Genomic DNA, 18,906 nt, shown 5'->3' on the forward strand with positions numbered 1-18,906 from the left:
GGGCGGCGGATGCTCAGGGCCGGTTGCACCTGCACGACCTGGGAACGCGTGCATGACGGATCCCGCCGCCTGGTCGTGCAAGTGTCCTCGGCTCGTGCATGTGGCCCATAGACGACGAATGGCGGATGCCGCAGCATCCGCCATTCGTGTCGTGAAGAGGTCAGTCGGTGCCGGAGTCGAAGGCTGCGCCCTCGGACGCCGAATTGACCGCATCCAGGTTCTCGTCGGCATCCTCGACCGAGCCGGTGATCTCGGATGCTTCGCCCGCAGTCACACGACCGACGAGCTCGCCGGTCGCACCGCCGACCAGGCCGAGGCTCGCGTACTGCTCGAGGCGCGAGCGCGAGTCGGCGATGTCGAGGTTGCGCATCGTCAGCTGGCCGATGCGGTCGACCGGGCCGAAGGCCGCATCTCCCACGCGCTCCATCGAGAGCTTCTCCGGACCGTAGGAGAGGTTCGGAGAGACGGTGTCGAGGATCGTCCAGTCGTCGCCGCGACGCAGGCGGACCGTCACAGTGCCCGAGATCGTCAGCCCGACCCAGCGCTGGATCGACTCGCGCAGCATGAGTGACTGCGGCTCGAGCCAGCGCCCCTCGTACATGAGGCGCCCGAGGCGGCGGCCCTGCTCGTGGTAGGTCGCGAGGGTGTCCTCGTTCAGGATGCCGTTGACGAGGCGCTCGTAGGCGATGAAGAGCAGCGCCATGGCCGGGGCTTCATAGATGCCGCGCGACTTCGCCTCGATGATGCGGTTCTCGATCTGGTCGCTCATGCCGAGGCCGTGGCGTCCGCCGATCGTGTTCGCCTCGTTCACGAGCGCCACCGGGTCGGAGTACTCGACGCCGTTGATCGCGACGGGGCGACCGGCCTCGAAGGTCACCGTGACGTCTTCGGTCTCGATGGCGACCGAGGGGTCCCAGAACTTCACGCCCATGATCGGGTCGACGGTCTCGAGCGAGACGTTGAGGTGCTCGAGGGTCTTCGCCTCGTGCGTTGCGCCCCAGATGTTCGCGTCGGTCGAGTAGGCCTTCTCAGCGGCGTCGCGGTACGGGAAACCGTGCTCGACGAGCCACTCGCTCATCTCCTGGCGGCCACCGAGCTCGGTGACGAAGTCCGCGTCGAGCCAGGGCTTGTAGATGCGCAGGCGCGGGTTGGCGAGCAGGCCGTAGCGGTAGAACCGCTCGATGTCGTTGCCCTTGTAGGTGGAGCCGTCGCCCCAGATGTCGACGCCGTCTTCCTTCATGGCGCGCACGAGCATGGTGCCGGTGACGGCGCGGCCGAGGGGAGTCGTGTTGAAGTAGGTCTTGCCGCCGGAGCGGATGTGGAACGCACCGCACTGCAGCGCGACGAAGCCCTCTTCGACCAGGGCGGTCTTCGCGTCGACGATGCGGGCGATCTCGGCGCCGTACTCGAGTGCGCGGCCGGGGATCGACTCGATGTCGTCCTCATCGGGCTGGCCGAGGTCACCGGTATAGGTGCAGGGGATCGCTCCCTTTTCGCGCATCCACGCGACAGCGACGGAGGTGTCAAGGCCTCCGGAGAAGGCGATGCCGACGCGCTCGCCGACGGGGAGTGACTGAAGGACCTTGGACATGGTGTCCAGTCTATCGGCGGGCGGCGTGTCGTCTGTGCGGGCGTAATTCGTCAGCGGTGACGCGTCGTTCAGGAGGTCGCGAGCTCGCCCTGGGGCAGATCCGCGTCGACCATGGCCTTGAAGAAGCGGATCACGGCCACGCGGTCATCGTCGCTCATCGAGGCGGCGACAGCGAACCGCCGCGCGTGCTGACGCCCGATCGTGTCACGCGACGACTGCCGGGTGCTCTCGGTGACTTCCAAGCGGGTCGTTCGTCGGTCGCTCGGGTGGGGAACACGCACCAGATGCCCGCCCTCGACGAGTCGGTCGACGAGCTTGGTGGTCGATGCGCCGGAGATGCCGACCTCCCGCGCGATGTCCTTCGGCGTCACGATGCGGTCCTGCTGCGCCGACCGGAGGATCATCCGAATGGCCCGCATGTCGCTCTCATTGAGCTTCATATAGCGCTTCGACGCCTCGGAGAGAGCGCGCGCGGCGTTCTGGTATTCGCGCAGTCCTTCGAGCACGCGGAAGCATCGATCGACTTCGTCCGCGGAGAGTCCGGACTGGTCGATGAGGTCGGAGTCTTCCGAGAAGTAGCGCATCGCTACCTTCCTGTGCCCTGCGCCTGTGCTCGGCGACGGTGCCCTGTGATCCCATGGTGCACGATCCCATCATAGCTGTTACGCTTGGCTAACTTCTAGCTGGGCTAATGAAAGGATCTCGTCGTGGAGATGATCGTGCTCGTCGATGACGAGGGTGCTCCCATCGGGACCCAGCCGAAGTCCGCGGTCCACGGCACCTCGACGCCGCGCCACCTCGCGTTCTCCTGCCATGTTCTCGATGAGGACGGTCGGCTCCTGGTGACCAGACGAGCGCTCGGCAAAGTCGCCTGGCCGGGGGTGTGGACCAACTCCGTGTGCGGGCATCCGCAACCCGGAGAGAGCATGGAGGACGCCGTCCGCCGGCGGGCGGAGTTCGAACTCGGGATCACGGTGTCCGAGATCGTCTGCGCCCTTCCCGACTTCGGCTATTCGGCCCGTGATGCCTCAGGCATCCAAGAGAACGAGCACTGCCCTGTCTTCATCGCGCGGGCCGTCTCGACGCTCGATCCCAACCCTGACGAGGTCGCCGAGATCCAGTGGACGACCGTGTCAGCTCTGACGACGGCAGTCGATTCCACCCCATGGGCGTTCAGTCCTTGGCTGGTCGCGCATCTTCCCGAGCTCGTCCCGCACTTCGCGTCCACCTCGTCGAGAGCGGGAGATCATGTCTGACGCAACCGCCGATCTGCGCCCGCTCACGCTCACCTTCGAGTCGAGACTGGCCGAGGTCCTCGCTCGAGGTCAGGAACGCTCACGAGGGTTCGGCGCACCGTATGCGCAGCTCTGGGAGTCGTTGACGGCGATGGCGCACGGCGGCAAGAAGGTCCGCCCCCGCCTGCTTCTGGATGCTTACGAAGCGCTCGGTGGCATCGACGAACGCGCTGCCGTCGACGCGGCGTGCGCCGTCGAACTCCTCCACCTCGCGCTGGTCATCCACGACGATGTGATCGACAAGGATCTGATGCGGCGCGGCGAGATGAACATCACCGGGCGGTTCGCGTCCGAGGCGATGGTGCGGGGTGCTTCCCGTTCGGACGCGCGCGCCTGGGGCGAGGCATCCTCGCTCTTGGCCGGAGATCTCATGCTCACGACCGCGCACTCTCTGCTCGCGCGACTGGACATTCCAGAAGATCGTCGGCACGCTGTTCTCGATGTCTTCGACGACACGATCTTCGAGAGCGCCGCAGGCGAGCACTGCGACGTCTGGCTCAGTCTGCACCTCGACCAGGCGCACCCAGAGGATGTGCTGACGATGATCGATCAGAAGACCGCGTCGTATTCATTCGCCGCTCCGCTCGTGCTCGCGGCCGTCCTCGCGGGTGCACCCAGGGATCTGATCGACGAGCTCACTGCGATCGCTCGTGGCATCGGAGTGATCTACCAGCTGCGTGACGACGTGCTCGGCGTGTCCGGCGATGAGCGGCAGACCGGAAAATCCACGCTGAGTGATCTGCGCGAAGGCAAGGAGACGCTGCTGATCGCCTGTGCACGCAACGATCCCTCCTGGTCCGAAGTCGCACATCTCTTCGGCGATGCCACCCTCAGCGTCGCCGACTCCCAGCTCCTGCGACGGGTGATCGAGGAATCCGGAGCGACGGTCTTCGTGGAATCGGTGATCGCAGAGCGCTGCGAACAGGTGCATGCCGCGATCGAATCCGCGACGCTGCCGATCGCGCTGCAGGAGCAGCTGACCGCTCTGACCACGGCGTGCGCCACCAGGACCTCATGAGCTGCGACGGACTCGACCTCTACAACGAGACTGCGCGCGAGAGCGCGTCCGTGGTCATTCGCCGGTACTCGACATCGTTCAGCTGGGCCAGCCGTCTCTTCGACCCTGTCGTTCGCGACCACGTCGCCCGCATCTACGCGCTCGTGCGGCTCGCGGATGAACTCGTCGATGGCCCCGCTGAGGCCGCGGGGGTGGATGTCGATATGCGTGGCGTGATGCTCGACGAACTCGAAGCCGAAACGGCACGCGCCCTGCGGCTCGGGTTCAGCACGAACCTCGTGGTGCACGCATTCGCTCTCTCTGCACGCGAGTACGGGATCGACATGGAGCTGTGCCGCTCATTCTTCGCGTCGATGCGGCGCGACCTTGATACGGAGACCTTCGACGCCGCAGAGCTCGACGAGTACATCTACGGGTCGGCCGAGGTGGTCGGGCTGATGTGTCTGGCGGTGTTCGAAGCGGGCGTGAAACGCGCCCCTGAGGAGCGGGAACTGCTCACAGGCGGCGCGCGAAGCCTCGGCGCTGCCTTCCAGAAGGTCAACTTCCTGCGCGACTACGCCGAGGACCACGACGATCTCGGACGAGCCTACTTTCCCGGTACAGCGACGGAGCTCACCGAAGCCGTCAAGACCGACATCGTCCGATCGATCCGAGATGACCTGCGGGTCGCCGATCGCGCCGTCCCGCTGCTCGCGCACAGCTGCCGCGCGTCGGTGTGGGCGGCGCAGGAGATGTTCCGAGAGCTCACCGATCGCATCGAATCGACACCGGCCTCCGTGCTGGCCCACACTCGAGTCCGCGTTCCGAACCTTGTGAAGGCTCGCATCCTCGCTCGCGCTCTGGCGAAGAAGGCGGCCCGATGAGTCCCTCACGCGTCGTCGTCATCGGTGGAGGAGTGACCGGCCTCGCGGTGGCGAGCCTGTTGGCCAAAGACGGGCATCGCGTGACCGTGCTCGAGAAGAACCTCGATCTCGGGGGCCGCGCCGGATCCTGGGAACAGGACGGGTTCACCTTCGACACCGGCCCGTCGTGGTACCTCATGCCCGAGGTCTTCGAACATTTCTACCGGATGCTGGGCACGACGACAGCCGAACAGCTCGACCTCGTCAGGCTCGACCCCGGCTACCGCGTCTACGGTGAGCCGCACGGCGGCGCATTCGCTGAGCCGATCGATGTTCGCAGCGGAGCAGATGCCGCGGCAGACATCTTCGAGAGTCGCGAACCGGGTGCAGGCAATCGCATCCGCCGCTATCTGGAATCCGCGACGAAGACGTATCGCGCCTCGGTGCGCTCGTTCCTCTACAACCCGTTCTCGTCGTGGCGCGACTTCACCGCGCGGGCGGTGCTCACCGCTGCGCCGGCTGTGGTTCCGCTGCTCACGCGCTCGCTGTGGGCGTTCGTCTCTCGCCGCTTCCGGGACCCGATGCTCCGACAGATCCTCGGCTACCCCGCGGTGTTCCTCGGCACGTCTCCGTTCCAGGCCCCGGCGCTGTACCACCTGATGAGTCACATGGATCTCGTCGACGGAGTGCAGTATCCGATCGGCGGATTCCGGGCGTTCATCACGTCTCTCGTCGATATCGCGTCGCAGAACGATGTCGAGATCATCACCGGGAGCGACGTGCGGTCGATCCTCAGCGTGAATGGGGCGGTGCAGGCGGTCGAGTACGAACGCGACGGTCAGATCCATCGCCTGGATGCCGACATCGTCGTCTCGGCGATCGACGAGCACCACACCGAGACTGCTCTGCTCGACCCAGAGGATCGCTCCTATCCGGCAGCGCGCTGGGAGAAACAGGTCACAGGTCCCAGCGCCGTGCTCATCATGCTCGGCGTCGAGGGCGAGCTTCCCGAACTCCTGCACCACACGCTGTTCTTCTCGGACGACTGGCACGACAACTTCGACGCGATCTTCGGCGCGTCGCCTCGCGTGCCCGGTGCGCCCTCACTGTACGTGTGCAAGCCCAGCGCTTCGGATGACGGTGTGGCACCAGCGGGTCAGGAGAACCTCTTCGTGCTCATTCCGCTTCCTCCCGACACGACCATCGGTCACGGCGGAGTAGCAGAGACGGGCGACTCGCAAGTGGAAGCCGTCGCCGATCGGGCGATCGGACAGATCGCCCAGTGGGCGGGCATCCCCGGCCTGGCCGATCGCATCGTAGTGCGACGCACAGTGGGCCCAGCCGACTTCGAAGCGCAGTTCAACAGCTTCCGCGGCAGTGCGCTCGGCCCCGCGCACACCCTCGGCCAGAGCGCGTTCTTCCGCGGCGTGACACGCTCGCGCCGGGTCGACGGGCTGTTCTACGCGGGAGCGACGTCTGTTCCCGGAGTGGGGCTTCCGATGTGCTTGATCAGCGCCGAGCTCGTGCTCAAGCTCGTGCGTGGCGATCATTCCCCCGGACCATCGGAGATCCGATGAGCTGGATCTATGCTGCCGCGCTTCTGACCAGCACTGCGTGCCTGGTGCTGCTGGATGTGCGCTTCCGGCTCGTGTTCCGACTCCGCCCCACAGCATCCGCGGTCGCGCTCGCCATCGGTGTGCTCTTCTTCATCGGCTGGGATGCCGCGGGGATCGGTCTCGGAGTGTTCCGGCATGTCGACTCGCACTGGGCCACCGGCGTGCTGCTGGCTCCGGAGTTCCCCATCGAAGAGCTGCTCTTCCTCATCTTCCTCAGCTATCTGACCCTTATCCTGCTGAGCGGCTGGCAGCGCCGGTGCGAGCGGAGGGACCAGCGATGACATATCTGCTTCTCTCGCTGCCGTTCGTCGGCGCAAGCCTCGTGGTGTTCATCGTCGGTGCGGTCCAGGCGCGTCGACGTGGCGACCTCGGCCGCTACTTCTCAGCATGGGCTGTGGCGACGCTCGTTCTGCTCGTTCTGACCGCAGTGTTCGACAACATCATGATCGCCGCCGGATTCTTCGACTATCGAGAAGACGGAATCTCCGGCATCCGTCTGGGGCTCATGCCGATCGAGGACTTCCTCTATCCTCTCGCCGGCGCACTTCTGCTCTCGGGCGTCTGGCAGCTGCTCGGTGCCACACCTGAAAAGAGGAGGTCACGATGACTGATCGGCCCTCGACGATCCGCACTCTGCTCATCGCATCCCGCCCACTCAGCTGGATCAACACGGCGTTTCCGTTCGCGGCCGTCTATCTGCTGACGACCGGGCGGATCGATGCCGCCTTCCTCATCGGAACGCTTTTCTTCCTCGTGCCGTACAACCTCGCGATGTACGGCGTGAACGATGTGTTCGATTACGAATCCGATCTCGCCAACCCGCGCAAGGGCGGGGCAGAGGGGGCGAAGCTTCCTCCCAGCCTTCACCGCACGACGCTCATCGCCGCCGCCGTGCTGGCGGCCCCGTTCGTGGTCGCTCTGGTCGTGCTGAGCGCGCAACGTCCGATCTCCTGGGCTGTGCTCGCCGTGAGCCTCTTCGCGGTCCTCGCGTACTCGGTGCGCGGACTGCGGTTCAAAGAGATCCCGGTGCTCGATTCGATCACCTCCTCCACCCACTTCGTCACCCCGGCGCTGTACGCCATCGCGCTCGCCGGGACGACGGTCACGCCGGCGATCACCGTGACGATGATTGCGTTCTTCTGCTGGGGGATGGCCAGCCACGCGTTCGGCGCCGTGCAGGACATCGTGCCCGACCGCGAGGCGGGCATCGGATCGATCGCCACAGTGCTCGGAGCGACCGCGACCGTACGATTCGCCGTGGCACTGTGGCTTGTCGCCGGTGTGCTGATGCTCTTCACCCCGTGGCCTGCGGCCCTGGCTGCGGTCGCGGTACTGCCCTACATCGTCATCGTCGCCCCGTACCTGAGCGTCGATGATGCGCACTCGGGGACGGCCAACCGTGCGTGGCGCCGGTTCCTGATCATCAACTATGCGGTGGGCTTCGTCGTCACGATGCTGCTCATCTGGTGCGCGACGGAGGGACTGTTCTCATGACGCGCGTGCTTGTCACCGGAGCAACCGGATACGTGGGCGGCCGCCTGGTGCCGCAGCTGCTGGATGCCGGATACGAAGTGAGCGTGTACGTGCGCTCGGCCTGGAAGCTGCGCGATGTCCCCTGGCGCAGCAGGGTGAAGGTGTTCTCGGGCGACCTGTCCGACCCTGTCGCCACCCGGCGGGCCACCAACGGCGTCGACGTCGCCTTCTATCTGGTGCATTCCATGAGCGCCGGCCGCGGATTCCAGGACGCGGAGAAGCTCACCGCCCAGACGTTCGCCGAGGCGGCCGCCGCGTCGGGTGTGCAGCGCATCGTGTATCTCGGCGGACTGCATCCGGACACCGGCGATCTCTCCGAGCATCTCGCCTCCCGCGCGGCGGTCGGAGAGGTGTTCCTGAACTGTCCCGTGTCGGCCATCGTCTTCCAGGCCGGGATCGTGATCGGATCGGGCTCAGCGTCGTTCGAGATGATCCGGCACCTCACCGAGGTGCTGCCATACATGCCCGCGCCCCGGTGGGTGCGCAACCGCGTACAGCCCATCGCCATCCGCGACGTGCTGCGCTACCTCGTGCGCGCGGTCGCGGTCACCGGTGACCTCAACCGGACCTTCGACATCGGCGGGCCCGACATTCTGCGCTACGGCCAGATGATGAACGGCTACGCGGTCGAGGCGGGTCTGCCGCAGCGGCACATCGCGGCGTTGCCGGTGCTCACTCCATGGCTCGCCTCGCAGTGGGTGGGTCTGGTGACCCCTGTTCCCCGGCAGATGGCCGTGCCGATCATCGCTTCGCTGCAGAACGACTGCGTCGTGCGCGAGCGCGACATCGACGAGTTCATCGCCCCGCCCGAGGAGGGGCTGCTGGCGTACCGCACTGCCGTTCGGTACGCCCTCCATCGCGAAGCCGACGGCGAGGTCGAGACCAGTTGGCAGAACGCGACCGTGCCCGGCGCTCCGAGCGATCCGCTGCCGAGCGACCCGGAGTGGGCAGGGCACACGGTCTTCACCGACCTGCGTGAGCGCCGCACCGCGGCATCCCCGGACGCAGTCTGGAACGTGATCGAGGCGATCGGTGGCGACAAGGGCTGGCACTCGTTCCCGCTCGCGTGGGCTGCGCGAGGGTGGATCGACAAACTCGTCGGCGGAGTGGGGATGCGCCGAGGACGGCGGCATCCCTCCCGCGTGAACAGCGGAGATGTCATCGACGTCTGGCGCGTCGAATCCATCGAACGCGGGCGGATGCTGCGGCTGCGAGCCGAGATGCGGATGCCGGGGCGAGGGTGGCTGGAGCTCGGGGTCGCGCCCGCCGAGGAAGGCAGTACCTACCGGCAGCGCGCCGTGTACTTTCCCAAGGGGCTCAGCGGTCGCCTGTACTGGCTCGTGCTGCTGCCGTTTCATGGGATTATCTTCAACGGCATGGCACGCAGCATCCTGCATGAGGCGGAGCAGAAGGGAACAGCACGATGAACGATTCGACGCGACGGCAGACGAAGCCACCGGCAGCCACGGGGGTGCACCTCGCGGAGGGCGCCGTCGTGCCTTCGGCGACGGATGCGACCCGCGACGGCGCCGAGCACACGACGGTGCCGCAGGCGTACGACGCGATCCTGCTCTCCGGCTTCGGCGGCCCAGAGGGACAGGATGACGTGCTGCCGTTCCTGCGCAACGTCACCCGTGGCCGCGGCATCCCCGACGAGCGGCTCGAAGAGGTGGCGCACCACTATCGCCACTTCGACGGCGTCAGCCCGATCAACCAGCAGAACCGTGAACTGCTCCACGCGCTGCGCACGGCTCTCGCGGGTGAAGGGATCGAACTTCCGGTGTACTGGGGCAATCGCAACTGGGCGCCGTATCTCGACGAGGCGCTGGCGGAGGCGTCGGCCGATGGCGTCCGGACGATGATCGCCATCCCCACGAGCGCCTACTCGTCATACTCCTCGTGCCGCCAGTATCGCGAGGACTGGGCCGATGCGCTGGAGGCGTCGGGATCGCAGAAGACCCTGCAGATCGACAAGGTGCGTCAGTACTTCTCGCATCCGGGGTTCATCCGTCCCTTCATCGAGGGTCTGCGAGACGCGCTCACCGCGGCACGCCTGGCCGGTCACGACGACTCGCACATCGAGGTGCTCTTCTCCACCCACAGCATCCCGACCGGGGACGCGGCGCACTCCGGTGGCGCGGTCTTCGCCGGCGTCGACGGCGGCGGGTACGTCGCAGAGCATCTGGCGGTCGCCCGCGAGGTGATCGCCAAATCGGCACCAGAGGTTCCCTGGCAGCTGGTGTTCCAGTCGCGCTCCGGTCCGCCGTCGCAGCCATGGCTCGAACCCGATATCAACGACACGATCGAGGCGCTCGAGGGACGGACGGCTGTGATCGTCGTCCCCCTGGGCTTCGTGAGCGACCACATGGAGGTCATGTGGGACCTCGACACCGAGGCGCGCGAGACCGCGGAAGAGCACGGTCTGTGGTTCGCTCGGACCCCGACTCCCGGCACGCACCCTGCCTTCGTCAGCGCGCTTGTCGACCTCGTACGCGAGCGGATTCTCGGCGTGCCGGTCGAACGACGCCTCAACGAGACCGAGATAGGCCCGTGGTTCGATGTGTGCCGCGGCGGATGCTGCGAGAACCCGCGGCTCGGATTCAAGCCGGCGATCGCGGGGCTTCAGCCGTAGCATCCGCCCCCGATTCGGGGCGGATGCTACGGACGAGGGGGCTCAGTACCCCGGGTAGTCCTGCATCCGCGTTTCGAACTCTTCTCGGTCAGCCTCGCTGAGCAGCTGCGGGGCGAGGAAGAAGATCTGCAGACCCTCCAGCGGCTCACCGGTCTTCGCGCTGTCGGCCTCGCGTTCGGCGCGCAGCTCGCCAGCGGGGTCATTCGAGAGGTCGTACACATTGGCGTAGAACCGCAGCGGATCGGGGTAGTTGTCGGTGTACCACTCCCACGTGTGCTGCGTGTACGGGTCTGCGGTGCCGTAGAACTTCTCCAGGATCGTGTCGTCCAAGCTCGAGGTCGGCTCGTTGAACGAGTACATCCCGTAGAAGCCACGATCGACCAGCACATCCTCGATCACGCGCATGACGGCGAGCTTGCGGTCGTAGTCCTGGATCTGCTCGTTCGTCATCCACGGTACGGAGATGTACTGCACGAGCATCGACTCGCCACCGTATCCGTTGCGTTCGGGGCGCAGGTCCTCTGGTCCGACTTGCGTCCACGTATACCCGAAGCGATCGCTGAGGCGCTGGCGGATCTCGGCTGACGCGGCATCGCTCTCTGCTCGCACCTCTTCGAGTGACGGCTGCGCGAGAACCTCTCCCGCCGATAGATCCTGGACTCCCGGATATGCGGCTTCGTGTCGCTGCTGCGCGGTCTGCTGCCCGCGGTAGCTTCCGGATGCCGAGGTCTGCAGCGCGCTCATCGCGCCCACCGTCGCGACATTCAGCAGCAGGGTGATCACCAGAGCGGATGCTCCGAGCACCCGTCCGCGCGGCGAGAACAGCGCGGCGACGATCGTTCCCCCCACGATCAGCTGCAGCACCAGCATCGTGGCGCCGTAGATCAGATCGGTTCCGCCGGCGAACAGCGTCGCGAGCAGGGTCAGTGCGAACAGTATGGCGGCGACCAGCGCGATCCACCCGATGGCACCGGCGGACTGCTTCTGGGCCGTGGTCTCAGTGCTGCTGACGAGCGGAGCAGTCGGGAACAGCGGCGGCTGCGCGTCCCGGCGCCTCGCGCCCTGGTAGCCACCGGGCGGCGGAAGAGGAGGCGCGCCCTCGGCGCCAGCGATGTAGCGGGCCCGCTTCGGATCTACCATGGCTTGTCCGTCCCGCCGCCGGGTGCGTCTTCATCGCCCTCGTTCTGCTGTCGCTCCTCGGCGCCCTGCTCGAGCTTCTTCTGCAGCTCGTCGAGCTTGTCCTGGTTTGGCTGAGTCTGCTGCTGCTCATCGCCCTGGTCAGGGTTCTGCTGCTGATCGCTCTGCTGCTGCTTCTCCTGCAGACGGGCCTGCAGCTCGCCGAGCGTGTCGCTCATGCTGCGGTCAGGGTCAGGTGACTGCTGATCGGCCTCTTCGCTGTTGCACTCCTCGGGCGTCTCGGCGGTCACCTTCAGCGCCTCGCCGTACCGCTGCACGGAACCCGGGCCATCACCGTCCGCGCGTGCGGCATCGCCCTGGCGCTCGATCACGAGCGCGAGATTCACGCGCACGGCGCAGACCTCGAGACCGGAGGCCAGTGGCAGCGCCTCCTCGAGCTTGCTGCGGGCGGCATCGAGCTCTTCCGCGCCCGCGAGGGCGGTGCCCAGGTTGTAGGGAGCCTTGTACGGCTCGAACCAGTTCAAGAAGTCCTGGCTCTGCGCGGCCGAGGCCGAGCCCGAGTAGTCGCCCACGACGTAGGTCGAGATCGCCTGGTGGGCGAAGCCGTACATGCTCAGCAGTTTGCCGACGAACAGCAGCGCCGCGAGAGTGAGCGGCAGAGTGCCGATCAGAACCCAGCTCCGGATGCGCCGGCGACGCCGATTCGCCGCGAGAAGAGCGGCCGGGGCATCCGCCTGCGTGGGAAGGGTCATGCGCCACCCCCTCGAATCGCGAGCCCGCGCAGCTGCGTCACGAGGATCGTGGCGCGTGTGAGCTCGACTCCGAGCAGCGCGACGATGAGCAGGGCGAAGATCCAGTACAGCTCGATGACGTTGCCCACCGATCCCCCGATCCCTGAGCCTGTCGAAGGGTTCGTCGTCGTGGTCGGCGCTTCTGGCAGGTCGAGTGTGGTCCCGGCGTCTCGAAGCTGGAGCGGTACACCCAGCTCATCCGCGATCGCCTGCAGGTTCGCCTCATCGAGCACCGACATGGCCGGTGCGCCCTGATACTCGATGTACTCGCCGCCCCCGCTTTCGGTCCCTGAGCCTGTCGAATCGGTCCCTGAGCCTGTCGAACCGGTCCCTGAGCCTGTCGAAGGGTCGCCGGAGGTGATCTTCATCGGGCCGCCCTCGCTCGTGCCGTAGCCGAGTACTTCACCGCCATCGATGAATTCCGCGCTGCCCGCGAATGATTCCGGTTCGGTCGTCACGGTCTGCTCACCATCGCCCAGATAGAACACCATGCGCGAGCGGTCGGGAGCGGATTCCGCCGCCGCGGCGAGCGTGGCTTCGAGCATCGTGCGTGCGATGCCGATCGAGCTGCCCCGCGACTGCGATGTGACCTCGGGCTGCAGGATGTCAAGCGATGAGATCAGCGCAGTGGTGTCTGTCGTCAGCGGTAGTCGCTGTTCCGCCGCGGCGCCGAAAGTGATCAGCGCGAAGCGCGCACCCGGATACTCATCGACGATCGACTGCACATCGGTGCGCACGCCCTCGAGCCGTGGCTGGTCGCCGTCCCAGTCCTCTGCGACGATGCTCGCCGTGGTGTCGAGCACGATGACGATGTCGGTATCGGTTGCCAGAGTCTGCACGGCACCGCCGGGGATGCCCGGACGCAGCAGCATGAAGAAGCACGCCAGCAGCATCACCAGGCGCAGCGACCACATACCGGTCCCTGAGCCTGTCGAAGGGTGTCCGCGCGTCAGCATCCACACGGCGATGGCCGCGACCGGCGCGAACAGCAGGATCAGCAGGAAGATGTTGAGGACGGGCTGGAAGATCACAGGCGCACCCTCCACATCAACACGATGAATCCGAGGGCCAGCACGAACAGCACGGCGATCCACACGTTCGGGGTGTCGGTCCAGACCACTTGTGCCTGGCCGCGCAGCTCGGTGGCATCCTGCTCCTGCACGTCGGCGATGATGTCGGCGACCGTCGTCGTGTCGCGCAGCCCGTAGGCCTCGCCGCCCGTCGCCTCGGCGGCGGCGACCAGCTCGTCGCTGATCTCGGTGTTCACTCCCTGCACGGGGTTGAGGGCGAAAACGCGCACACCGGCGGATGCTGCGTAGCTCGCAGCCTCCTCGAGCGAGACGATGGAGGCCCCGGCGAGCTCGTTGTCTGTGGCGAGGATGATCGAGCGGCTGCGTTCGTCGTCACGGTGATCGAAGCGCATGGCACAGGATGCGAGACCGTCGCCGATGAGCGAGGCGCCGGGGCCATTGAGAGTGCCGACCCAGTGCTCCGGGATCTCCTCCATGTAATCGAAGCTCGAGCGGATGCTCTCGAGGTGCGTGCGGATGAACTCGTAGTCATCGGTCAACGGGAAGACCTGCACAGGAGAGCTGTTGAAGATCGTCAGCCCGATGCGCTCGCCTTCGAAGCCGTCGAGCAGCTCTTCGAACACCGTGAGCACTTCGACGTCGACGTCGCTCATGGACCCTGAGACATCCAGGCACAGCATGATGTCGCGGCTGGTGTTCACCGGCTGGATCGTCTGGGACGACATCGGCCGGGCGGCGACCACGCCGCCGATGACCGTTGCGATCACGCCGAGGGCGATGACGCCGGCGAGGGCGGCAGTGCGTCGCTGCACGGCGCGACGGAACGAGGGGAGCGCCCGCAGACGTTCAGCACGGGCGATCGGCGCGCTCGGTGCCCACTGGTGCCGCGCGCCCCGCTGCAGGCCGATCAGCAGGCCGGTGCCGATCGCGACGACGATCACCGCGACGACGATGAGGACGACCCACCAGTTCGCTAGTGCCATGTGGCCACCACCTTGCGGGCGGCCTCTGCGCCGGCGTGCGGGTCGAGGGCTGCGCCTCTGCGGAAGGCGTTCGGATAGTAGTGCCGAGACATCGCTTCGACGAGCGCCGGCTGCACACCCATCTTCACGAGGTCGTCGAGCGCGAGCACGGGAGCCTCGAGCCCGCTGTACTCGTTGACGAACGCGCGCACGACGCGGCTCAGCTCGAGGTTCGCGCTGCGCGCAGTCAGGGTTCCCGCCCGGTATGCGGCCTCGATCCGAGTGATCTCCGCGTCATATTCCATTCGAAGCATAGAAAGCACATCGCCCGTCGGCGGAGCGATCGGCATGTGACCGGCAAGCGTGATGCTGCGCTTCGGACGCGTGAGGAAGAACAGCAGCCACACGGCGAGAGCGAGCAGGGCAAGGATGCCGAGGGCAAGGAAGATCCAGCCCCACCCGTACTGCGCGGGAGGGTACAGCTCGTCAGCGGCGGACATGCGCCCTCCGATTCAGCAGGCGCAGCAGTTCTCCCACCGCGGCATCCTGCGTATCGAGAGCGGTGCGGCTGATCTCCAACCTGTCGAGCAGATCATCGCGTCGCGCGGCATCCGCCTGGGATTGCGCGGCGATCTCGCCGAGCACCTCGGGGTCACCGTGCAGGAAGTCCGGGACCGCCCAGCGCGTGCTCACATCTGCACGCTGGCCCCCGAAACCCGGATCCCTGAGCCTGTCGAAGGGAAGTACGGGGTCGGCATCGCGCAGCGTGATCCACAGCACGTCATGCTGCACGCGCAGGCGGCGCAGCATCCGCTCGGTCTCATCGGTGACGGGCGCATCATCGGTGACGATCACGACGATGCACCGCTTCGCGACCGTGCGCGCGACGTACGAGAGCAGCGCGTCACGATCGCTGGGTGCGCTCGCGTTCGCGATCTCGTGATCGAGTGCGCGCAGCGCGTGCTCGAGCGCCCCTTCGCTGCGCCCCGGTGCGCGCCGGCGGATGCGCTGGGCGTCGCCGTGCACGACGCTGAAATCGTCACCGTGCCGAAGGGCGAGGATGCCGAGGGCGCCGGTGGCGAGGATCGCGAGATCCTTCTTCGGCTTCTCATCGTGTGCGAGCGCGGTCATCGAGAGTCCGGTGTCGACCACGAACAGCACCGTGTGCATGCGGTTCGCGCGGTGGCGCTTGACGAGCGGCTCCCCCATCCGCGCGGTCGCCCGCCAGTCGATATCGCGCACCTGATCGCCGTACTCGTACTGGCGCAGGTCCTCGAAGTCGAGGCTGCGCCCGTGCAGAAGCGACGCGTAGGCGCCGTCGAGCGCATGCATCGACTTCTGCGACGAGTGGATGAAGAGCTTGCTCTTCACCTGCGTGATCAGGCTTGCCATGTTCCTCCGGTCCCTGAGCCTGTCGAAGGGTCAGGGGGTCGGGACTGCGCCGAAGATCTGGTCGATGATCTCCTCGCTCCGGATGCCCTCGGCATCCGCCTCGAACGTGAGCAGCACCCGGTGGCGGAGCACGACGTGACGGAGGGTGCGGATGTCTTCCGGCAGCACGTGCGTGCGTCCCTGGAGCAGCGCGAGGGCGCGGGATGCCTGCAGGAAGGCGATGCTTGCTCGAGGGCTGGCGCCGTACTTGATGAAACGCGCGCGGTCCTCGCCGATGTAGGGCCCCGGGTTTCGCGTGACGTAAGCAAGCTGGACGATGTAGTTGCGGATCGAGGCATCCACATAGATCTTGGATGCTGTCTCCTGCAGCGCCAGGACATCTTCGAGCGTCACTGCGCTGGTGACATGCCGGTCGGGGTCGAGCACGCCCGAGTCGATGCGTCCGAGGATCTCGAACTCCTCTGCCGGGCTCGGGTACTCGACGATCTCCTTCAGCAGGAACCGGTCCATCTGCGCTTCGGGCAGCTCGTAGGTGCCCTCCTGCTCGATGGGGTTCTGCGTCGCGATCACGAGGAAGGGCTTGGGGAGGTGGTGCACCTCGCCGCCGATCGTGGTCTGGTGCTCCTGCATCGCCTCGAGCATCGCCGACTGCGTCTTGGCGCTCGAGCGGTTGATCTCGTCGAGCAGCACGAAGTTCGCGTGTACGGGACCGAGAACAGTGCGGAAGGACCCGGTCTGCGCGTCGTAGATCTGGTTGCCGGTGATGTCGCTGGGCAGCAGATCGGGCGTGCACTGGATTCGCTTGAAGCTCGCCTTGACGGTGTCGGCGAGGGTGGATGCCGCGGTCGTCTTCGCAAGTCCGGGAACGGACTCGAGCAGAATGTGGCCGCCGGCGATGAGCGAGACCAGCAGGCTGGTGCGCAGCCGCTCCTGCCCGACCATCTTCGCCGAGTAGGAGTCGGAGATGACCTTGAGGATGTCGCTGGCGTGCGACATCTCGGCACTGGTGGGGCCGTCGCCGGTGCCCTGGGGCGGGGTCGCGGGGGTCGCAGCGACTGCCGGCCGTGGCGCGGGGGGCCGAGGTGGGGGAGGGGGAGCGGCGGGAGCCTTCGGGCTGGCGGCGTTCGACTCGTCCATCACTGTCTCCTCGTGTGCGCGGGGGAAGGGTGCTCCGATCTCCCCCGACACAGCGTAATCGCCGCATCCGAATCGGGTATCCCGAGCGAGCGGGGAGAGATGCCCATCTGTCCCCGCTGGACGGTCAGATCGAGTCGTGGAGAACCTGGGGTGTCGAGCCGCGGCGGCGGCCCACCCAGACGACGAGGGCGGCGACACCGATGATCGCGACCGCGATGCCGATGATGTAGCCGGAGACACCCAGATATCCGCCTGGGACCTGGTGCGGGTCGAGGAAGGGATAGGGGTACCACCAGGGGTCGCCGGTCGCGGGTGCGATGATCATGTTCGCGCGGACAAGGGCGTAAAAGGCCCAGACGACCGGGAAGATCGCCGCGATGGGCACCGTGCTCCACGGCAGCACTCGCCGCTTCGGAGACGCGCGTATGGCCACCAGGTCGACATGTTTCCTCCGCGGTCACTGTAACCCCTCCGTTAGGATGGGAAGGCCCGAGAAGGGCCAGCTCATCAGTCGGTGCGAACCCGACGAAAGCAAGGGGGACACCCATGCCAGGAATTGTGATCGTCGGCGTCCAGTGGGGCGACGAGGGCAAGGGAAAGGCCACTGACCTTCTCGGTGACCGCACCGACTGGGTGGTGAAGTTCAACGGCGGCAACAACGCTGGCCACACGGTTGTGGTCGGCAACGAGAAGTACGCGCTGCACCTGCTGCCCAGCGGCATCCTGTCTCCCGGCGTCACGCCGGTGATCGGCAACGGCGTGGTCATCGACCTCGAGGTGCTCTTCGACGAGCTCGAGGCGCTCTCAGCGCGCGGCGTCGACGTCTCGAAGCTGAGGGTGAGCGCGAACGCGCACATCATCACGCAGTACCACCGCACGCTCGACAAGGTCACCGAGCGCTTCCTCGGCAAGCGCAACATCGGCACGACCGGCCGTGGCATCGGCCCGGCATACGCCGACAAGATCAACCGCGTCGGCATCCGCGTGCAGGATCTCTACGACGAGAACATCCTGCGCCAGAAGGTCGAGGGCGCACTCGACCAGAAGAACCACCTGCTGGTGAAGGTCTTCAACCGTCGTGCGATCACGTGCGACGAGATCGTCGACGAGCTGCTCTCCTACGCCGAGCGGCTGCGCCCGATGGTCGCCGACACCGGGCACCTGCTCGACGAGGCGCTCCAGCGCGGCGAGGTCGTCGTGTTCGAGGGCGGCCAGGCCACGATGCTCGACGTCGATCACGGCACCTACCCGTTCGTGACCTCGTCGACGGCGACGGCTGCGGGTGCGGCATCCGGATCTGGTGTGGGGCCTGGGCGTCTTGACCGCATCGTCGGCATCGTCAAGGCATACACGACCCGTGTCGGGTCTGGTCCGTTCCCGACCGAGCTGCTCGACGAGCGCGGCGAGTGGTTGCGCAAGACCGGTTTCGAGTACGGCACGACCACCGGCCGTGTGCGCCGTACGGGCTGGTACGACGCCCCGATCACCCGGTACGCGACGCGGGTGAACGGCATCACCGACCTGGTGCTGACCAAGCTCGACATTCTGACCGGTCTCGAGGAGATCCCGGTCTGCGTCGCATACGAGGTCGACGGCGAGCGTTTCGACGATGTGCCGGTGAACCAGACTGACTTCCACCACGCGAAGCCGATCTACGAGTACTTCCCCGGCTGGTCAGAAGACATCTCCGTCGCCCGCACCTTCGACGACCTGCCGAAGAACGCGCAGGACTACGTGCTCGCGCTCGAGAGGATGAGCAATACGCGCATCTCGGTGATCGGTGTCGGCCCGGAGCGCGACGAGGTCATCGTTCGTCACGACCTCGTGTGATCGTTGCCGTCCGGGTGTCGGGCTGTCGGGAGGGGTCGCGAGTTGTCGCTTCCTTTTGCGGGAGGGGTCGCGGATTGTCGTGTGAATGCCGATATGGCG

General features: G+C 66.5%; 20 protein-coding genes. 10 read left to right on the forward strand and 10 right to left on the reverse strand.

From position 1 onward, the window contains the following. Positions 1-160 precede the first annotated feature (160 nt). Positions 161-1,591, reverse strand: coding sequence for an argininosuccinate synthase (argG, locus tag ACN0RC_RS12605; protein ID WP_417512237.1), 1,431 nt, complete (start codon positions 1,589-1,591; stop codon positions 161-163). Positions 1,592-1,659: 68 nt separating this feature from the next. Continuing rightward, positions 1,660-2,175 (reverse strand): MarR family winged helix-turn-helix transcriptional regulator, encoded by a 516-nt coding sequence (locus ACN0RC_RS12610; RefSeq protein WP_417512238.1) that lies wholly within the window; start codon positions 2,173-2,175, stop codon positions 1,660-1,662. A 129-nt stretch (positions 2,176-2,304) separates the two neighbouring features. On the opposite strand from ACN0RC_RS12610, the gene idi reads away from it, so the two are divergent. From idi to ACN0RC_RS12655, 9 genes are read left to right on the forward strand one after another with little or no spacing between them, the layout of a single operon-like run. Next, on the forward strand, positions 2,305-2,847 hold the full coding sequence (gene idi, locus ACN0RC_RS12615; protein WP_417512382.1) for an isopentenyl-diphosphate Delta-isomerase: 543 nt from the start codon (positions 2,305-2,307) through the stop codon (positions 2,845-2,847). Then, a complete protein-coding gene (locus ACN0RC_RS12620) occupies positions 2,840-3,904 on the forward strand; it encodes a polyprenyl synthetase family protein (RefSeq protein ID WP_417512240.1) in 1,065 nt (354 codons plus the stop codon). Before idi ends, ACN0RC_RS12620 begins: the two co-directional genes overlap by 8 nt. Next, the gene (locus tag ACN0RC_RS12625) at positions 3,901-4,767 is read left to right on the forward strand and encodes a phytoene/squalene synthase family protein (protein ID WP_417512242.1); all 867 of its coding nucleotides are present in this window, start codon (positions 3,901-3,903) and stop codon (positions 4,765-4,767) included. Before ACN0RC_RS12620 ends, ACN0RC_RS12625 begins: the two co-directional genes overlap by 4 nt. Continuing rightward, on the forward strand, positions 4,764-6,323 hold the full coding sequence (gene crtI, locus ACN0RC_RS12630) for a phytoene desaturase family protein (RefSeq protein ID WP_417512244.1): 1,560 nt from the start codon (positions 4,764-4,766) through the stop codon (positions 6,321-6,323). The genes ACN0RC_RS12625 and crtI overlap by 4 nt, the downstream gene beginning before the upstream one ends. After that, on the forward strand, positions 6,320-6,643 hold the full coding sequence (locus tag ACN0RC_RS12635; RefSeq protein ID WP_417512246.1) for a lycopene cyclase domain-containing protein: 324 nt from the start codon (positions 6,320-6,322) through the stop codon (positions 6,641-6,643). The genes crtI and ACN0RC_RS12635 overlap by 4 nt, the downstream gene beginning before the upstream one ends. Next, a complete protein-coding gene (locus ACN0RC_RS12640) occupies positions 6,640-6,969 on the forward strand; it encodes a lycopene cyclase domain-containing protein (RefSeq protein ID WP_417512248.1) in 330 nt (109 codons plus the stop codon). The genes ACN0RC_RS12635 and ACN0RC_RS12640 overlap by 4 nt, the downstream gene beginning before the upstream one ends. Continuing rightward, positions 6,966-7,856, forward strand: coding sequence for a prenyltransferase (locus ACN0RC_RS12645; RefSeq protein WP_417512250.1), 891 nt, complete (start codon positions 6,966-6,968; stop codon positions 7,854-7,856). The genes ACN0RC_RS12640 and ACN0RC_RS12645 overlap by 4 nt, the downstream gene beginning before the upstream one ends. Continuing rightward, entirely contained in the window at positions 7,853-9,322 is a 1,470-nt protein-coding gene (locus ACN0RC_RS12650) for an SDR family oxidoreductase (protein WP_417512252.1), read from the forward strand. The genes ACN0RC_RS12645 and ACN0RC_RS12650 overlap by 4 nt, the downstream gene beginning before the upstream one ends. After that, positions 9,319-10,527 carry a ferrochelatase gene (locus ACN0RC_RS12655; protein WP_417512254.1) on the forward strand — a complete coding sequence of 403 codons (1,209 nt, stop codon included), beginning with the start codon at positions 9,319-9,321 and terminating at the stop codon, positions 10,525-10,527. The genes ACN0RC_RS12650 and ACN0RC_RS12655 overlap by 4 nt, the downstream gene beginning before the upstream one ends. Before the next feature lie 42 nt (positions 10,528-10,569). Here the strand turns inward: ACN0RC_RS12655 and ACN0RC_RS12660 are convergent, their stop codons facing one another. From ACN0RC_RS12660 to ACN0RC_RS12695, 8 genes are all read right to left on the reverse strand, one after another. Continuing rightward, positions 10,570-11,667 carry a hypothetical protein gene (locus ACN0RC_RS12660; RefSeq protein WP_417512256.1) on the reverse strand — a complete coding sequence of 366 codons (1,098 nt, stop codon included), beginning with the start codon at positions 11,665-11,667 and terminating at the stop codon, positions 10,570-10,572. After that, complete coding sequence (locus tag ACN0RC_RS12665) at positions 11,661-12,416, reverse strand: hypothetical protein (protein ID WP_417512258.1); 756 nt, start codon at positions 12,414-12,416, stop codon at positions 11,661-11,663. Before ACN0RC_RS12665 ends, ACN0RC_RS12660 begins: the two co-directional genes overlap by 7 nt. After that, a complete protein-coding gene (locus tag ACN0RC_RS12670) occupies positions 12,413-13,486 on the reverse strand; it encodes a VWA domain-containing protein (protein ID WP_417512259.1) in 1,074 nt (357 codons plus the stop codon). The genes ACN0RC_RS12665 and ACN0RC_RS12670 overlap by 4 nt, the downstream gene beginning before the upstream one ends. Beyond that, positions 13,483-14,469 carry a VWA domain-containing protein gene (locus ACN0RC_RS12675; RefSeq protein ID WP_417512261.1) on the reverse strand — a complete coding sequence of 329 codons (987 nt, stop codon included), beginning with the start codon at positions 14,467-14,469 and terminating at the stop codon, positions 13,483-13,485. The genes ACN0RC_RS12670 and ACN0RC_RS12675 overlap by 4 nt, the downstream gene beginning before the upstream one ends. Further along, a complete protein-coding gene (locus ACN0RC_RS12680; protein ID WP_417512262.1) occupies positions 14,460-14,948 on the reverse strand; it encodes a hypothetical protein in 489 nt (162 codons plus the stop codon). Before ACN0RC_RS12680 ends, ACN0RC_RS12675 begins: the two co-directional genes overlap by 10 nt. Then, the gene (locus ACN0RC_RS12685; RefSeq protein WP_417512264.1) at positions 14,935-15,840 is read right to left on the reverse strand and encodes a DUF58 domain-containing protein; all 906 of its coding nucleotides are present in this window, start codon (positions 15,838-15,840) and stop codon (positions 14,935-14,937) included. Before ACN0RC_RS12685 ends, ACN0RC_RS12680 begins: the two co-directional genes overlap by 14 nt. 30 nt (positions 15,841-15,870) lie before the next feature. Beyond that, a complete protein-coding gene (locus ACN0RC_RS12690) occupies positions 15,871-16,836 on the reverse strand; it encodes an AAA family ATPase (protein ID WP_417512383.1) in 966 nt (321 codons plus the stop codon). Between the two features lie 265 nt (positions 16,837-17,101). After that, on the reverse strand, positions 17,102-17,410 hold the full coding sequence (locus tag ACN0RC_RS12695) for a Pr6Pr family membrane protein (RefSeq protein ID WP_417512266.1): 309 nt from the start codon (positions 17,408-17,410) through the stop codon (positions 17,102-17,104). Positions 17,411-17,523: 113 nt separating this feature from the next. Between ACN0RC_RS12695 and ACN0RC_RS12700 the strand changes: the two genes are divergently transcribed. Next, positions 17,524-18,807: an adenylosuccinate synthase gene (locus tag ACN0RC_RS12700; RefSeq protein WP_417512268.1), complete on the forward strand. Its 1,284-nt coding sequence runs from the start codon at positions 17,524-17,526 to the stop codon at positions 18,805-18,807. The last annotated feature ends 99 nt before the right edge of the window (positions 18,808-18,906 follow it).

Source organism: Microbacterium sp. (genome assembly GCF_048259935.1).
GTDB lineage: Bacteria > Actinomycetota > Actinomycetes > Actinomycetales > Microbacteriaceae > Microbacterium.

Bases quoted from the DNA above. Each gene is read 5' to 3' on its own strand.
- ACN0RC_RS12700 (WP_417512268.1), top strand. From the start codon at position 17,524: ATGCCAGGAATTGTGATCGTCGGCGTCCAGTGGGGCGACGAGGGCAAG.
- ACN0RC_RS12610 (WP_417512238.1), bottom strand. From the start codon at position 2,175: ATGCGCTACTTCTCGGAAGACTCCGACCTCATCGACCAGTCCGGACTC.
- ACN0RC_RS12635 (WP_417512246.1), top strand. From the start codon at position 6,320: ATGAGCTGGATCTATGCTGCCGCGCTTCTGACCAGCACTGCGTGCCTG.
- ACN0RC_RS12685 (WP_417512264.1), bottom strand. From the start codon at position 15,840: ATGGCAAGCCTGATCACGCAGGTGAAGAGCAAGCTCTTCATCCACTCG.
- ACN0RC_RS12690 (WP_417512383.1), bottom strand. From the start codon at position 16,836: ATGTCGCACGCCAGCGACATCCTCAAGGTCATCTCCGACTCCTACTCG.
- ACN0RC_RS12675 (WP_417512261.1), bottom strand. From the start codon at position 14,469: ATGGCACTAGCGAACTGGTGGGTCGTCCTCATCGTCGTCGCGGTGATC.
- ACN0RC_RS12645 (WP_417512250.1), top strand. From the start codon at position 6,966: ATGACTGATCGGCCCTCGACGATCCGCACTCTGCTCATCGCATCCCGC.
- ACN0RC_RS12625 (WP_417512242.1), top strand. From the start codon at position 3,901: ATGAGCTGCGACGGACTCGACCTCTACAACGAGACTGCGCGCGAGAGC.
- ACN0RC_RS12680 (WP_417512262.1), bottom strand. From the start codon at position 14,948: ATGTCCGCCGCTGACGAGCTGTACCCTCCCGCGCAGTACGGGTGGGGC.
- ACN0RC_RS12620 (WP_417512240.1), top strand. From the start codon at position 2,840: ATGTCTGACGCAACCGCCGATCTGCGCCCGCTCACGCTCACCTTCGAG.
- ACN0RC_RS12655 (WP_417512254.1), top strand. From the start codon at position 9,319: ATGAACGATTCGACGCGACGGCAGACGAAGCCACCGGCAGCCACGGGG.
- ACN0RC_RS12640 (WP_417512248.1), top strand. From the start codon at position 6,640: ATGACATATCTGCTTCTCTCGCTGCCGTTCGTCGGCGCAAGCCTCGTG.
- ACN0RC_RS12660 (WP_417512256.1), bottom strand. From the start codon at position 11,667: ATGGTAGATCCGAAGCGGGCCCGCTACATCGCTGGCGCCGAGGGCGCG.
- ACN0RC_RS12650 (WP_417512252.1), top strand. From the start codon at position 7,853: ATGACGCGCGTGCTTGTCACCGGAGCAACCGGATACGTGGGCGGCCGC.
- argG (WP_417512237.1), bottom strand. From the start codon at position 1,591: ATGTCCAAGGTCCTTCAGTCACTCCCCGTCGGCGAGCGCGTCGGCATC.
- ACN0RC_RS12665 (WP_417512258.1), bottom strand. From the start codon at position 12,416: ATGACCCTTCCCACGCAGGCGGATGCCCCGGCCGCTCTTCTCGCGGCG.
- idi (WP_417512382.1), top strand. From the start codon at position 2,305: ATGATCGTGCTCGTCGATGACGAGGGTGCTCCCATCGGGACCCAGCCG.
- crtI (WP_417512244.1), top strand. From the start codon at position 4,764: ATGAGTCCCTCACGCGTCGTCGTCATCGGTGGAGGAGTGACCGGCCTC.